The sequence below is a fragment of the Pseudomonas sp. A genome (assembly GCF_056270345.1).
In genome coordinates this window covers 1,797,647-1,810,639 of sequence record NZ_CM149873.1, presented here as the reverse complement: position 1 = coordinate 1,810,639, position 12,993 = coordinate 1,797,647, and the positions used below count along the sequence as shown (strand labels likewise).

At 62.7% G+C, this 12,993-nt stretch carries 9 protein-coding genes and 2 pseudogenes; 5 read left to right on the top strand and 6 right to left on the bottom strand.

The genetic code is table 11. The features are described 5' to 3' along the window. Positions 1 to 3: 3 nt before the first annotated feature. The 3 genes from cyoA to hmpA all read right to left on the bottom strand — a co-directional run bounded on the left by cyoA (position 4) and on the right by hmpA (position 3,892). Positions 4 to 948, bottom strand: a complete 945-nt coding sequence (cyoA, locus tag AC0MAZ_RS08250) for a ubiquinol oxidase subunit II (protein ID WP_028689802.1) — start codon at positions 946 to 948, stop codon at positions 4 to 6. Positions 949 to 1,507: 559 nt separating this feature from the next. Continuing rightward, positions 1,508 to 2,014: a disulfide bond formation protein B gene (locus AC0MAZ_RS08245; protein ID WP_203647945.1), complete on the bottom strand. Its 507-nt coding sequence runs from the start codon at positions 2,012 to 2,014 to the stop codon at positions 1,508 to 1,510. Between the two features lie 699 nt (positions 2,015 to 2,713). After that, a complete protein-coding gene (hmpA, locus tag AC0MAZ_RS08240) occupies positions 2,714 to 3,892 on the bottom strand; it encodes an NO-inducible flavohemoprotein (RefSeq protein ID WP_475860847.1) in 1,179 nt (392 codons plus the stop codon). A gap of 154 nt (positions 3,893 to 4,046) precedes the next feature. Between hmpA and norR the strand changes: the two genes are divergently transcribed. Further along, positions 4,047 to 5,597, top strand: coding sequence for a nitric oxide reductase transcriptional regulator NorR (gene norR / locus AC0MAZ_RS08235; protein ID WP_234560468.1), 1,551 nt, complete (start codon positions 4,047 to 4,049; stop codon positions 5,595 to 5,597). Between the two features lie 239 nt (positions 5,598 to 5,836). After that, the gene (locus AC0MAZ_RS08230) at positions 5,837 to 6,736 is read left to right on the top strand and encodes a chemotaxis protein (protein ID WP_203647948.1); all 900 of its coding nucleotides are present in this window, start codon (positions 5,837 to 5,839) and stop codon (positions 6,734 to 6,736) included. Positions 6,737 to 6,932: 196 nt separating this feature from the next. Here AC0MAZ_RS08230 and AC0MAZ_RS08225 read toward each other — a convergent pair whose 3' ends face one another. Further along, the gene (locus tag AC0MAZ_RS08225; protein WP_232854698.1) at positions 6,933 to 8,684 is read right to left on the bottom strand and encodes an anti-phage dCTP deaminase; all 1,752 of its coding nucleotides are present in this window, start codon (positions 8,682 to 8,684) and stop codon (positions 6,933 to 6,935) included. A 187-nt stretch (positions 8,685 to 8,871) separates the two neighbouring features. On the opposite strand from AC0MAZ_RS08225, the gene AC0MAZ_RS08220 reads away from it, so the two are divergent. Continuing rightward, positions 8,872 to 9,177 carry a hypothetical protein gene (locus tag AC0MAZ_RS08220; RefSeq protein ID WP_050703793.1) on the top strand — a complete coding sequence of 102 codons (306 nt, stop codon included), beginning with the start codon at positions 8,872 to 8,874 and terminating at the stop codon, positions 9,175 to 9,177. Further along, positions 9,174 to 9,908 (top strand): YkgJ family cysteine cluster protein, encoded by a 735-nt coding sequence (locus tag AC0MAZ_RS08215; RefSeq protein WP_234560467.1) that lies wholly within the window; start codon positions 9,174 to 9,176, stop codon positions 9,906 to 9,908. The genes AC0MAZ_RS08220 and AC0MAZ_RS08215 overlap by 4 nt, the downstream gene beginning before the upstream one ends. A 148-nt stretch (positions 9,909 to 10,056) precedes the next feature. On the opposite strand, the gene AC0MAZ_RS08210 is transcribed toward AC0MAZ_RS08215, so the two are convergent. Then, positions 10,057 to 11,127, bottom strand: a complete 1,071-nt coding sequence (locus tag AC0MAZ_RS08210) for a methyl-accepting chemotaxis protein (protein WP_442799888.1) — start codon at positions 11,125 to 11,127, stop codon at positions 10,057 to 10,059. Positions 11,128 to 11,358: 231 nt separating this feature from the next. Then, a pseudogene (locus AC0MAZ_RS08205) lies at positions 11,359 to 11,628 on the bottom strand (PAS domain-containing protein); the annotation flags it as partial. 234 nt (positions 11,629 to 11,862) lie between these two features. On the opposite strand from AC0MAZ_RS08205, the pseudogene AC0MAZ_RS08200 reads away from it, so the two are divergent. After that, positions 11,863 to 12,984: pseudogene (locus tag AC0MAZ_RS08200) on the top strand (efflux RND transporter periplasmic adaptor subunit); the annotation flags it as partial. Positions 12,985 to 12,993 lie beyond the last annotated feature (9 nt).

The following is a 12,993-nucleotide window of genomic DNA, read 5'->3' as shown; positions in this document are numbered from 1 at the left end:
CTCTTACTCCTCTGCACCGGCAGCTGGTTGCATACTCGATTCCACACCCTTGGTAGTGGCCAGGTCTTTGCTGCCTGCTTCTTCGTGGTTCGGACGACCGCGGTTCATGCCTTCGTACTTGTCGACGATGCGCTGGAACTGGTCAGCCGGAGCCTCGCTGTACAGCGCGACTGGGTTGTTTTCGCTAGCTTTGGCCAAGGCGTCATATTCGGCCTGGTCCAGTTTCTTCGGCGATGCCTTCACTTCAGCGACCCATGCATCGAAGTCAGCTTGCGAGGTGGCAACAGCCTTGAATTTCATACCGGTGAAGCCGGCGCCGCTGTAGTTGGCGGAGATACCGTCAAACACACCGTTCTCGTTGGCGATCAGGTGCAGTTTGGTGGTCATGCCGGCCATGGCGTAGATCTGGCCGCCCAGACCCGGGATGAAGAAGGAGTTCATCACGGCGTCGGAGGTGACACGGAAGTTGACCGGGGTGTTGGCCGGGAAGACGATCTTGTTGACCGTGGCGATGCCCTGCTCCGGGTAGATGAACAGCCACTTCCAGTCCAGCGCGACCACGTCGATCTGCACCGGCTTCACATCGGAATCCAGTGGACGGTACGGGTCCAGCTTGTGGGTGGAGTGGTAGGTGAAGTAACCCAGGGCGATGATGATCAGGATCGGGATGATCCACACCGCAGCCTCGATCTTGGTCGAGTGCGACCAGTCGGGGGTGTAGGTGGCGGCCTTGTTGGAAGCACGGTACTTCCAGGCGAATGCCAGGGTCATGATGATCACGGGCACGACCACCAGCAGCATCAGGCCGGTGGCGATCAGGATCAGGTTCTTCTGCTCAATGCCGACCTGGCCCTTCGGGTCGAGCAGGGTCCAGTTGCACCCACTGAGTAAAAGCATGCCTAAAAAGGGCAATATGCCAAACAGTCTGGGGTAACGCTTTTTACTCATCTCACGACCTCTAGATCAGCTTGCTTCAATGCAATTTGTGTTTTGGTAGCCAACACTTCGTCCTGCCAAGTGCGGCAATTGGCGCCCGTACTCGCCCCTGCCAGGGATCCGACTGCAGGATCTTGGCGTCAAGCGGGTGTGCGGTGCTTATGGTTTCGTAGGCAACAGGCCTGTACTTCAGACCAAGTCCATTTGGTGCGGAAAACGCGGAGGGGGGTCCGCCCGGTATCGCCGTTGGGCGAAACTTGACGAAGTCAGCAAATGGAAAGCGCTGCGGCTTCCATCAATCCTGCGACTTGCAAGCAGTGCCGAACGGAAATTGGGGGCGATTGTAGATAGGTCGTTCAACGATGACTATGACTTATTGAGCAACAGTCTTTTACAGAATGCGTAACAATGCTGGTCAAAAAATCAACTTCGCGACAGTTTGTCGCACCCCTTCCAGTAGCCCTGAAAGCCTTGCCGCGCAAGGGCTGGTGGCTGACCTGGATCAATCGTGCGGTGCGCACTGCGGCTTATCTCGCCGCGCAATAGACCCAGGTCAATTCGGGACTTTGGTCTAAGCGCGACGTCGGTTTCGGTAGATCCCCAGGGGCACCAGCACCGCCGTCAGGACGAAGGCCACCAGCGCCCATTGCGCCAGCGACAGGCCGAGGATCGGCGGGTACGGGGTGGAGCAGAAACCGTCGACCTGGAAGGCCAGCGGCCAGAGCTTGGCCAGCGGCAGGTCGTCGACGATGGGCTGCAGGGTGTCGATGCCGCAGCTGACCATCGGGTTGGCGAGTATATACACATGGTTACCCGCCGCAATGATCCCACCGATGGCGCTGAGCACCACCAGCGCCTCGAAGAAGGTCAGGCTGCGACGCCCGGGCATGGCCGCGGCGATGAAGGCGAAGAGCGCGATGAACAGCAGGGCATAGCGCTGCAGGATGCACAGCGGGCAAGGCGCCTCGCCCAGCACCACCTGCATGTACAGGGCGCCGCCGATCAGCGCCAGGCAGATCACGCCGAGGAGCACCAGAAAGCGCCGTTCCCGATTCAGGCGCGATGAGAGTTCGTTCATTGCCGATTCCTTCGATGGAGAGTGGCAGCGCGGGCTGCCCGAGGGGCGCCCAGTCTACACGCTGGAGATGACCTTTGAATGCATCGAGGAGGGGCGTGCGCGGCTATCCATTGATGACCTAGTGTCCTGTCTCGGAAATACGTTCTCTTTTGGCGAGTGGCTTGGGTGTTCGGCCAAGGCGCCGCGACGAGTCATAGCAGGGCTATGGCGAGGAGTGGCAACGCCGGCCGGGCGCCCAAGACGCCGCCAAAAGTGAACAGCTTATTCCCGAGACAGGACACTAGGACCGAGCGGGTCGGTTTCGGTTCACTGGCGCACATGAAAAATACGCCAGCCCGAGCGCCGGACAGGGGCAGGCCCCTCGACACCCGGGAGTGAAGGATACAGTGATTAAAGGAGGATTAAAGATGAACGCGGGCGTAGAGGCGTTCATCACTTTCTATATAGAGAAGGGTGGTAGGCCCAATGGCTGGCAAGCCAGCCCCCGCACTGAGAATGCAATCGTCCGCTTCGTTCTCGATTACCCACGGCTGGGAGCATCCGGTACGGGAGCTGGCTTGCGAGCAATTGGGATGGTGAGCATCCCCGGGGGCGCTTTGCGCCCCGTTCGCGGCACAAGGCCGCTCCTACAGGGATCGCGCACTCCTGTAGGAGCGGCCTTGTGCCGCGAACGGGCTGCGCAGCAGCCCCCGGCGATTGCTACTCCAACGCCGCCGCCGGCCCGAAGAACTCGTAACGGCTCTGCCCTTCCGGCACGCCCAAGCCCTTGAGCTGGCGCTTGATCGCGGCCATGAAGCCCTTCGGCCCGAGGAAGTAGGCATCGACATCGCGCCCACGCGGCATCCACTCCGCCAGCAGGTCTTGATCCAGCAGGCCCACCGCGTCGGCAGCACGACTGCCATCGTCCTCGGCGTAGCAATAGAAGCGCTTGAGCTGCGGGTGACGCGCCGCCAGGCCGTCGACCCAGTCGCGGAACGCATGCACCGCGCCATTGCGCGCGCAATGGATGAAGTGCACCGAACGCTCGGTCTTGAGCGCCGCCTCGAGCATCGCCAGGGTCGGGGTGATACCCACGCCGCCACTGATCAGCACCAGCGGCTTGTCACTGGCGGCCAGGGTGAAGTCACCGGACGGCGGGAACAGTTGCAGGGTGTCGCCGACCATCAACCCGTCATGCAGGTAGTTGGAGACCTTGCCGCCCGCTTCGCGCTTGACGCTGATGCGGTACTGCTCGCCGTCGCACAGGGCCGACAGCGAGTAGTTGCGGCGCTGCTCCTGGCCATCGATGAACAGTTGCAGGCCGATGTACTGGCCCGGCTCGGCCTTGAGCACCGGCTGGCCATCGACCGGGGCGAAGTAGAACGAGACGATCTCGCGGCTTTCCTGCTCGCGGCGCACCAGGCGGAATTCACGGGTACCGCGCCAGCCGCCGGCAGCCTGCTCCTTCTCTTTATAGAGGCTTTCTTCCGCGCCGATGAGGATATCGGCCAGCTGGCCATAGGCGGCGGCCCAGGCGGCGATCACTTCAGGGGTGGCGATGTCCTTGCCCAGCACTTCCTCGATGGCGCGCAGCAGGCAACTGCCGACGATCGGATAGTGTTCGGGGAGGATTTGCAGGGCCACATGTTTGTTGATGATCTGCCCGACCAGGCCGCCCAGCTGCTCGAGCCGGTCGATGTGGCGGGCGTACATCAGCACACCGTTGGCCAGGGCGCGCGGCTGGTCGCCGCTGGCCTGGTGGGCCTGGTTGAACAGCGGACGTACCTCGGGGTACTCGCTGAGCATAAGTTTGTAGAAGTGGGTGGTCAGGGCCTCGCCACCGCTTTCCAGCAGGGGGACAGTGGCCTTGATGATTGCACGTTGTTCGGCATTGAGCATTGCGACAACTCCTGAGCCTTTGGCTTCGAATGGTTGCGTAAGGCTTTTCAGCAATCGTGCCAACTTTAAACACCAATAAAATCAGGCTTTTGAGCACATCAGTGTCATAAAGACACACCCAGGCGTATAGTCATTACGACCAACAGGAGTCCATATGACTGCAAAGCCCCTGCTCACAGCCCTCCTCCCCCTGGTCAGCGACCTCTCCTGCGACCTGCCCGACCAGGAGCGCTACCGCCGCCTGCTCGGTGCCATGCGTGGCCTGCTGCCCTGCGATGCTGCAGCGCTGTTGCGCCTGGACGGCGAATGGCTGGTGCCGCTGGCGGTGGACGGCCTGTCGCCAGACACCCTGGGGCGGCGCTTCAAGGTCAGCGAACACCCGCGCTTTCAGATTCTCCTCGGGCGCCCGGAGCCAACCCGCTTCGCCAGCGACAGCCCATTGCCCGACCCTTATGACGGTCTGGTCAATGCCGAGCATGTCGACCTCGAAGTCCACGACTGCATGGGCTGCCCGTTGATGGTCGACGAGCGCCCGTGGGGCCTGCTGACCCTCGACGCCCTCACCCCCGGACAGTTCCAGAGCCTGGAGCTCGATGCCCTGCAGGCCTTCGCCAGCCTGGCCGCCGCCACGGTGACCGTGGCCGAGCGCATCGAGCACCTGGCCCTGCGTGCCGAGGACGAACACCAGCGCGCCGAGGTGTACCGCCAGGCCAGCGGCCAGGACCGGGAACTGATCGGCCAGAGCAAGGCGCACAAACGTCTGGTCGAGGAGATCCGCCTGGTCGGCGGCAGCGACCTGACCGTGCTGATCACCGGCGAGACCGGCGTCGGCAAGGAGCTGGTGGCCCAGGCCCTGCACCACGCCAGCCAGCGTGCCGACAAACCGCTGGTCAGCCTCAACTGCGCCGCCCTGCCCGACACCCTGGTGGAAAGCGAACTGTTCGGCCATGTGCGCGGCGCCTTCACCGGCGCCCACGGCGAACGCCGGGGCAAGTTCGAGCTGGCCAACGGCGGCACGCTGTTCCTCGATGAGGTCGGCGAGCTGCCCCTGGCGGTGCAGGCCAAGCTGCTGCGGGTGCTGCAGAGCGGGCAACTGCAGCGGCTGGGCTCGGATCGCGAGCACCGGGTGGATGTGCGCCTGATCGCCGCGACCAACCGCGACCTGGCGGAGGAAGTGCGCAGCGGCCACTTCCGCGCCGACTTCTACCACCGCCTGAGCGTCTACCCGTTGCACGTGCCACCGCTGCGGGACCGGGGTCGCGACGTGCTGCTGCTGGCCGGCTACTTCCTCGAACAGAACCGCTCGCGCCTGGGGCTGGGCAGCCTGCGGTTGTCCGCAGACGCCCAGGCCGCACTGCTGGCCTACAGCTGGCCAGGCAATGTGCGCGAACTGGAGCATCTGATCGGCCGTTCGGCGCTCAAGGCGCTGGGGCAACACGGACAGCGGCCGAAGATCCTCACCCTGGAGGCGGCCGACCTCGACCTGCGCAACGTGGCGCCGACCCCGCAGTTAGAAACCGAGGTGCCGCCGGCCGACGCGCCATTGCCCGAGGGTGGGCTGCGCGAGGCAGTGGATGATTATCAGCGGCAGATCGTCGAAGCGTGCCTGAATCGCCACGGGGACAACTGGGCCGCCGCCGCGCGGGAACTGGGGCTGGACCGGGCCAACCTGAGCCGGTTGGCCAAGCGACTGGGACTGCGCTAGCTTCAGGCCATGTGCAGCCCCTGCAGGAGCGGCCTTGTGCCGCGAAAGGGCTGCGCAGCAGCCCCTCATATCGATGAAACGCTGAAACTGCCGGGGCCGCTTCGCGGCCCTTTCGCGGCACAAGGCCGCTCCTACAGTTACAGCCCCGCGATGGACTGCAAATAGCAAACTAAGCTAAAGCCTGACGCCAAAAAGCCGATAACCCGGCATCCTCCCCCATTTCGAACCGAAGGTTGCCCATGGCCACGCAAAAAGCCCGCGCGGACTCGTTGTCCCTGCTGCTGTTCACCCTGCGCAGCGGCAAGCTGATGGCAATCAACCTGCTCAAGGTCAGCGAGATCATCCCCTGCCCGCCGCTGACCAAGCTGCCGGAGGCCCACCCGCACGTCAAAGGCGTCGCCACCCTGCGCGGCAACTCGCTGTCGGTGATCGACCTGTCCCGGGCCATCGGCGAAATGCCCCTGGCCGACCCCGACGGCGGCTGCCTGATCGTCACCGAGATCAGCCGCTCGCGCCAGGGCCTGCACGTACAGGCGGTGAGCCGCATCGTCCATTGCCTGAGCACCGACATCAAGCCGCCGCCCTACGGTTCGGGCAACCGCTCGTTCATCACCGGCGTGACCCGGGTCGACAACGCCCTGGTGCAGGTGCTGGACATCGAGAAGGTCATCCATGGCATCGCCCCGCCGCCCCACGAGCCGCACCCGGGCGAAGTCAGCGAGGAAGACGCCAGCCTGCTGGCCGCCGCCAATATCCTGGTGGTGGACGACAGCCAGGTCGCGCTGCAGCAGTCGGTGCACACCCTGCGCAACCTCGGCATCGAGTGCCATACCGCCCGCAGCGCCAAGGATGCGATCAACGTGCTGTTGGAACTGCAAGGCACCGACAGGGAGATCAACATCATTGTCTCCGACATCGAGATGTCCGAGATGGATGGCTTCGCCTTCACCCGCACCTTGCGCGAAACCCCCGACTTCCAGCACCTGTACATCCTGCTGCACACCTCGCTGGACAGCGCGATGAGCGGCGACAAGGCCAAGCTGGCGGGGGCCAATGCGATCCTGACCAAGTTCTCCTCGCCGGAGCTGACCAACTGCCTGGTGACGGCGGCGCGGGCGGTGGTGTTCGAGGAGCGCTGAAAGCCAGAGCGTGAAGAGCCATGCGAGTGCATGGCTCTTGAGGCCTCAGCGGCTATTCGTCGACTGAGGGCGGGGCTGCGAGGCCGCCCTGGAAACGACTGGCTCTCGGTTCGGCGCTTTCACGGCCCCCCGCTTCCAGGTCGGCCACTGCTCGACCTTTTCTCGACATTCATCGAGGTAACGAAGAAATTCCTCTTTACTTCCGTTCATCGGAATCATCCTTCAAGTACATTGACAAAGTATACCCAGCCTCATCCTCATGATCGATGTATGAACAAGGCAGCATCTGGGTGCGCAATCTAGCATCTGCTTCAGTCCAGTCAACCGTTTGCCCATCCTCGGTCTTACGTATGACAGCGTAGCCGCTACCCAGACTCATGGAAAACAGATCAAAGAAGCTTCTTGGGCCCACGCCGATGAAGGCGTCAAAAAATACCCCTTTGTGCGAACGGTCCTGGGAAATCGAATCCGAATGAAATTTCTGAGCCTTACTCTTGGGGTAAGGCTCGACATAAACCACACGGTCGACACCTGCGGCAATAATGTGTTTTGCACAGTTGTGACAAGGGTAAGTGGTGCAATACAGCGTGCTATCAACTGCACTTACCCCCATTCTTGAAGATGACAGCAGCGCTTCCATTTCCGCATGGACGACCCGCCCGTATTCAGTGATATCTTTTATTCCGCTATTTCTTATCAACGGCGCCACCTCATCCCGACAGTGCTCGGGTAATGAGCGAATGATGTTGTCTACAATCTCCTTTTTTTGCATGGCGTTGGAGTCCTCGCCTCGTTTGTAGTCCCTTCCATCCTCCTCATCCACAATTTCATGTGCTTCACTCCTGGTTGGCCAGTACAGGCCGCCTCCTGCCTTGGGTACATCGTTAGCCCCCGTTGCGATGATGCAATCGTGCTTGGTCAGTACAGCACCGACCTGCCGTGATAGGTCAGCGGACCTCAGTGAGGCAGAAAATGCCATGAACATCGCATACTCATCGAAAGTGGGGGTGACGTAGGGCTTTCCGAACAACAGATCCAGAATTCGCCAGACCTGATTCTTGAGGGCATCAAGATTCCCGTCATAACTGACAAAGAAATCAGACAAATGGTAAGTATCTCGGGTGTGCTGCCCATGTGGCTCTTTTTCGTTCTCATCCCGTGAAATCAGATCCGCCGCCTGCTCCTTAGTCAACTGCAAGTCCTTGAGAAGATAGCGACTTCTGCGCTCATGGTCCGCATGCACGCCGATCAAGAAGAACCCTCCAGCGTAAATCTTCCGCAGTCGCTGCACCTCAAACGGTGTTTTCAGTGAGTTGATCAGATAGGCATTTCTACCAGGCGCTCCCTGATTTTTCTGGTACCTCAATTGGCTGATGGCGACAGCAGCACCCAACGCCAGTATCGAATTATCCCCTGACACCTCTCTTAACCGATTACCTTCACGCATGTACCTGTCTATACGCTCAACGCGGTTTTCTGTGTCCGGAACGTTCCCGATTTTTGAAATAACCTCACTGGATATACGAATGGAGTTAGAGGTATAGCGAAACGCCTTGAGCCGATCTTCGACAATTTGGCAAACCACTTTCAGGTCAGTTCCCAGTGCCCCGACGAATCCCAGAACCAACTCGGAATCCGCATAGGAATCATCCAGGAAGGACATATTCATGAATTCAGGAGCGTGCGCAAGATTTTCCATGAGTGGCCGGGCATCGGGCATGGCCTCACCGTCCTGTGACAGTATCCCTCTTACCAACTGCTCCAGTTCCAGGGAGGACTCCGGCTTCCCCTGAAAACTCAGTTCACCCGTGCCCGGGTACCAAGACATCACACCACCGCTATGGGTGCGAAACTCAAACTGGTTCGGGTTAAGTTCTTTCCATGTTCCAACCTGCGCCAATATTTCCAGGCGCTCCTTCAGTTGCGCGAATGATCCCTCGAAACGCATTCCATGACCTCACCGTTGCCCGTTGGCTTTTGAATCCCTACAGGTATAGCCACGAATCATCCTCTTTCCAGCGCGAGCAATGCTTGCTAATAAAGTTTCAGCCTTCCGCTAAAAACGTAGGAAAATTCGCAATTTGCGTTGCGCCAATGGAAAGGCATAATTCCCTCTCTTGTTGAGGTCATGCCCCATGCTACGTTCGATACTGCTTAGCCTTTCGTTACTAACCGTTTCCGCCCAAGCTTCGACGCCACAAGCCTGGAGCGACCAGCGCCAGCACATGCTCAAGGCCTGCCTGGCCGCCAGCCAGTTCAAGGATGCCCACGCCCTGGGCAAACCCGCCGAGTTCGACGACCAGGTCGGTTACAGCGCGCTGCTGATCGAAGGCACCTACCCCCAGAAGCACATGCAGAACCGCACCGGCACCGAGCTGTGCCTCTACGACCGCCAACGCCAGCAAGCCTTTACCAGCGAATGGGAAGCCGGCAAGCGATGAGCGACAGCATTCGCTTCGCCTGCACCGGCTGCGGCAAATGCTGCACGGGCCATCATGTGCCCCTGACGCTTGCCGAGGCCCATCAGTGGGCGGCCTCCGGCGGCCAGGTGGTGGTGCTGATCGAAGGGTTCATTGCCGATGGTCCTGGCATGCCGGCAGAGCAGCGCGAGCATGTGCTGCGCCGCTCGTTCCCGGTGCCCTGTGGCGCCGGGCAACTGCAGGTGTCGGTCACCTTCGCCGCGTTCAACCCGGGACGTTGTCGCAACCTCGATGACAACGACCTGTGCGGCATCTATGAAAGCCGGCCGCTGGTCTGCCGCATCTACCCGGCGGAAATCAACCCGCACCTGCCGCTGCGGCCGGAAAACAAGGACTGCCCGCCCGAGGCCTGGGAGCAGGGGCCTGAGCTGATTCATGGCAGCCTGCCGGTGGATGAGGCACTGCGCGCCTTGATCGAGGCCTCGCGCCAGGCGGACCGCGACGATATCGCCGCCAAGGTGGCGATATGCCAGGCGCTGGGGATGACCACCAGTGCGCTGAAGGGCAACGGGTTTACTGCGTGGTTGCCGGACATGGCGGCGTTTGCTGCGGTGCTGGAACAAGCGCCACAGGCGGTCGATGGGCCGTGGCGGGTGCATGTGCAGGACGAGGCGCTTGCGGCCGAACTACAAGCTCATCGCTTGCAGGTGACGGGCGAGGCGCCGGTCTACTATGCGTTCATCGGATTCTAGATAGATCCAATCGCGGGGCAAGCCCGCTCCCACGCCCTCCCCCTCCGATGCTTCGATGCTTCGATGCTTCGATGCTTCGATGCTTCGATGCCAACATTGTGGGAGCGGGCTTGCCCCGCGATAGGGCCGGCCCTGACAACTCAATCAATCACTGACACCGCCGCCAGAACTCATCCGCCAGCCGCCGCAGGTCCTTGGCCAGGTCCGCCACGTCACTGGCACTGCTATGACTGCGCTGCCCGACGCTGACCGTCGCCTCGCTGGCCTGGCGGATGCTGGTGATGTTGCGGTTGATGTTCTCGCTGACCTGGCTCTGCTGCTCCACTGCCGCGGCAATCTGCAGGCTCATCTCGTTGATCTGGTTGACCCGCACGCTGATGCTGTCCAGCGCGTCGCTGGCCAGCTGCGCCTGCTCGACACTGTGCCCGGCATGGGCGCTGCTCTGCTGCATCACCTGCACCGCCGCGCGGGCGCCGTCCTGCAGGGCGGCGATCATGCGCTGGATATCGTGGGTGGACTGCGCGGTGCGCTGGGCCAGACCGCGCACCTCGTCGGCGACCACCGCGAAGCCACGCCCCTGGTCACCGGCCCGGGCCGCCTCGATGGCGGCGTTGAGCGCCAGCAGGTTGGTCTGCTCGGCAATGCCGCGGATCACATCGAGCACCCCGGAGATCTCGCTGCTGTGACTCTCCAGCTGGTGGATCACCTCGCTGGCCTCGACCAGTGAACCTGCCAGGTCCTGGATCGCGCAGCGGTTGCGGTCGACCAGCTGGTGGCCGGACTGGGTCTCGTCCTCGGCCTGGTCGGCGGCCATCGCCGCCATCTGCGCGCTGCTGGCCACCTGGGCGACGCTGGCGCTCATCTGGTGGATCGCGGTGGCCACCTGGTCGGCTTCGCTCTGCTGCTCAAGGCTGTTGGCATGACTGCTGTGCAAGGCCTCGACCAGCGAGCCGGAATGTCCGGCCAGGCGTGACGAGGTATCGCCGATACGCCCGACCACCGCCCCCAGCTGCGCCTTGAGCATGCGCATGGCGAACTCGATCTGCCCCAGGCCATCACGCCGGCCGGTGTACAACTGCTGGCTCAGTGGGTTGTCGGCGATCGCCTGGGCCTGCTGGCGCAGCCGCTCGTAGGGGCGCAGCAGTAACAGGATCGCCAGGCTGCTCAAACCTGCCGCCGCCGCCACTTCTACCAGCGATTCCAGCAGCGGCGCCCCCAGCCACCACTGCCCGGCCCCCAGCACCAACGCCAGCACGACGCCGACCGCCAGCGACAGACGCGAACCCAGCCCCAGCACCGGCAAGCGCTCGCGCCAGCCACGCCGACCTTCGCGCAGACGCGCATAACACCGTTCAGCCGCGGCGACCTGCTCGGCCCCGGGCTTGGTCCGCACCGACTGGTACTCCAGCGCCTGCCCGCCGCTGCTGATCGGCGAGACGAAGGCGCTCACCCAGTAGTGGTCGCCGTTCTTGCAGCGGTTCTTCACCAGCCCCATCCACGAGCGCCCGGCCTTGAGCGCCTGCCACATCTGGGCAAATGCCTGGGGCGGCATGTCGGGGTGGCGGACGATGTGATGGGCGTTGCCCAGCAGCTCCTCGCGGGAGAATCCGCTGACCCGCAGGAAATCGTCATTGGCATAGGTGATGCGGCTGTCCAGGTCGGTGGTGGACAGGATATTGGCGTCGCCGGGGTAATCCACTTCGCGACCGGTAACAGGCATATTGCACTTCATCGGAGGCTCTCGTTGTTGTACGTGAAATCGGCAGGGCGTACGACTCTAGGGGCAAACGCCGGCGCAACATTGATCCATGGCAGGGTATTGGCACTTGGCCATCAAGCCGCCGAAACTGACAGCCGTGACAGCCAGGCGTCACGCTGCCGACCCGGTCGGCGCGCTATAACCCTGCAATAGCCGAATCCTTTTCTTAGCCCCTTGGCCAAGGTGCCCGCCCCGATGCGACGTCCGTCCCGCTCCCTCGTTATCGCCGCCCTGGCCCTTGTCCTGCTGGCCGTCGTCGGCACCTGGCAGGGATTGCGCCACGAAGCCCCGGCCAACCGCGCCGCCAGCGCGATCCCCGTGCGGGTGGTCGCGGTGGCCCAACAGGACGTGCCGCGCTACCTCGACGCCATCGGCTCGGTGCTGTCGCTGCACAGCGTCGAGGTCCGCCCCCAGGTCGAGGGCGTGCTGACCCAGGTGCTGGTCAAGGAAGGCCAGTGGGTCAGCCAGGGCGACCTGCTGGCCACCCTCGACGACCGGGCGATCCGCGCGAACCTTGACCAGGCCCGCGCCCAGCTCGGCCAGACCCAGGCGCAGTTGCAGGTGGCCAACGTCAACCTCAAGCGCTACCAGTTGCTGAGCACCGACGACGGCGTGTCGAAGCAGACCCTCGACCAGCAGCAGGCCCTGGTGAACCAGTTGCAGGCAACCATCAAAGGCAACCAGGCGGCCATCGACAACACCGCGGTACAACTCAGCTACACACAGATCCGCTCGCCGGTCACTGGCCGCGTCGGCATCCGCAACGTCGACCCCGGCAATCTGGTGCGTACCAGCGACACCCAGAGCCTGTTCAGCGTCACCCAGATCGACCCGATCGCCGTGGAGTTCGCCCTGCCTCAGCAGCAGCTCCCGGTCCTGCAGGGCTTGCTGAAATCGCCTACCCCCGCCGAGGTCGAAGCGTACATGGACGCCGACGGTGAACGCAGCCTGCTCGCCAAGGGTCACCTGATGCTGATCGACAACCAGGTCTCGACCACCACCGGCACGGTGCGGATCAAGGCCGAGTTCGACAACCAGGACGGCCGCCTGTGGCCCGGCCAGCTGGTCACCGTGCGCCTGCGCACGGCGGTGGACGAGGACGCCCTGGTGGTGCCGCCGCCGGTGGTGCAACGCAGCATCGACGGCCACTTCGTCTACCGCATGGACGGCGACAAGGTCAGCGCCGTGCCGGTCAAGGTGGTGTACCAGGACAGCACGCTGAACGTCATCGCCGGGGTCAAGGCCGGCGATTGCCTGGTGCTCGATGGACAGTCGCGGCTCAAGCCGGGGAGCCACGTGGAGCTCAGTGGCGAGTCACAGTGCAAG

What these genes read in the sequence shown, in the direction of transcription:
- norR (WP_234560468.1), top strand. Translation starts at nt 4,047, where the DNA reads ATGACTGCAAAGCCCCTGCTCACAGCCCTCCTCCCCCTGGTCAGCGAC.
- AC0MAZ_RS08225 (WP_232854698.1), bottom strand. Translation starts at nt 8,684, where the DNA reads ATGCGTTTCGAGGGATCATTCGCGCAACTGAAGGAGCGCCTGGAAATA.
- AC0MAZ_RS08245 (WP_203647945.1), bottom strand. Translation starts at nt 2,014, where the DNA reads ATGAACGAACTCTCATCGCGCCTGAATCGGGAACGGCGCTTTCTGGTG.
- AC0MAZ_RS08215 (WP_234560467.1), top strand. Translation starts at nt 9,174, where the DNA reads ATGAGCGACAGCATTCGCTTCGCCTGCACCGGCTGCGGCAAATGCTGC.
- AC0MAZ_RS08230 (WP_203647948.1), top strand. Translation starts at nt 5,837, where the DNA reads ATGGCCACGCAAAAAGCCCGCGCGGACTCGTTGTCCCTGCTGCTGTTC.
- AC0MAZ_RS08220 (WP_050703793.1), top strand. Translation starts at nt 8,872, where the DNA reads ATGCTACGTTCGATACTGCTTAGCCTTTCGTTACTAACCGTTTCCGCC.
- hmpA (WP_475860847.1), bottom strand. Translation starts at nt 3,892, where the DNA reads ATGCTCAATGCCGAACAACGTGCAATCATCAAGGCCACTGTCCCCCTG.
- cyoA (WP_028689802.1), bottom strand. Translation starts at nt 948, where the DNA reads ATGAGTAAAAAGCGTTACCCCAGACTGTTTGGCATATTGCCCTTTTTA.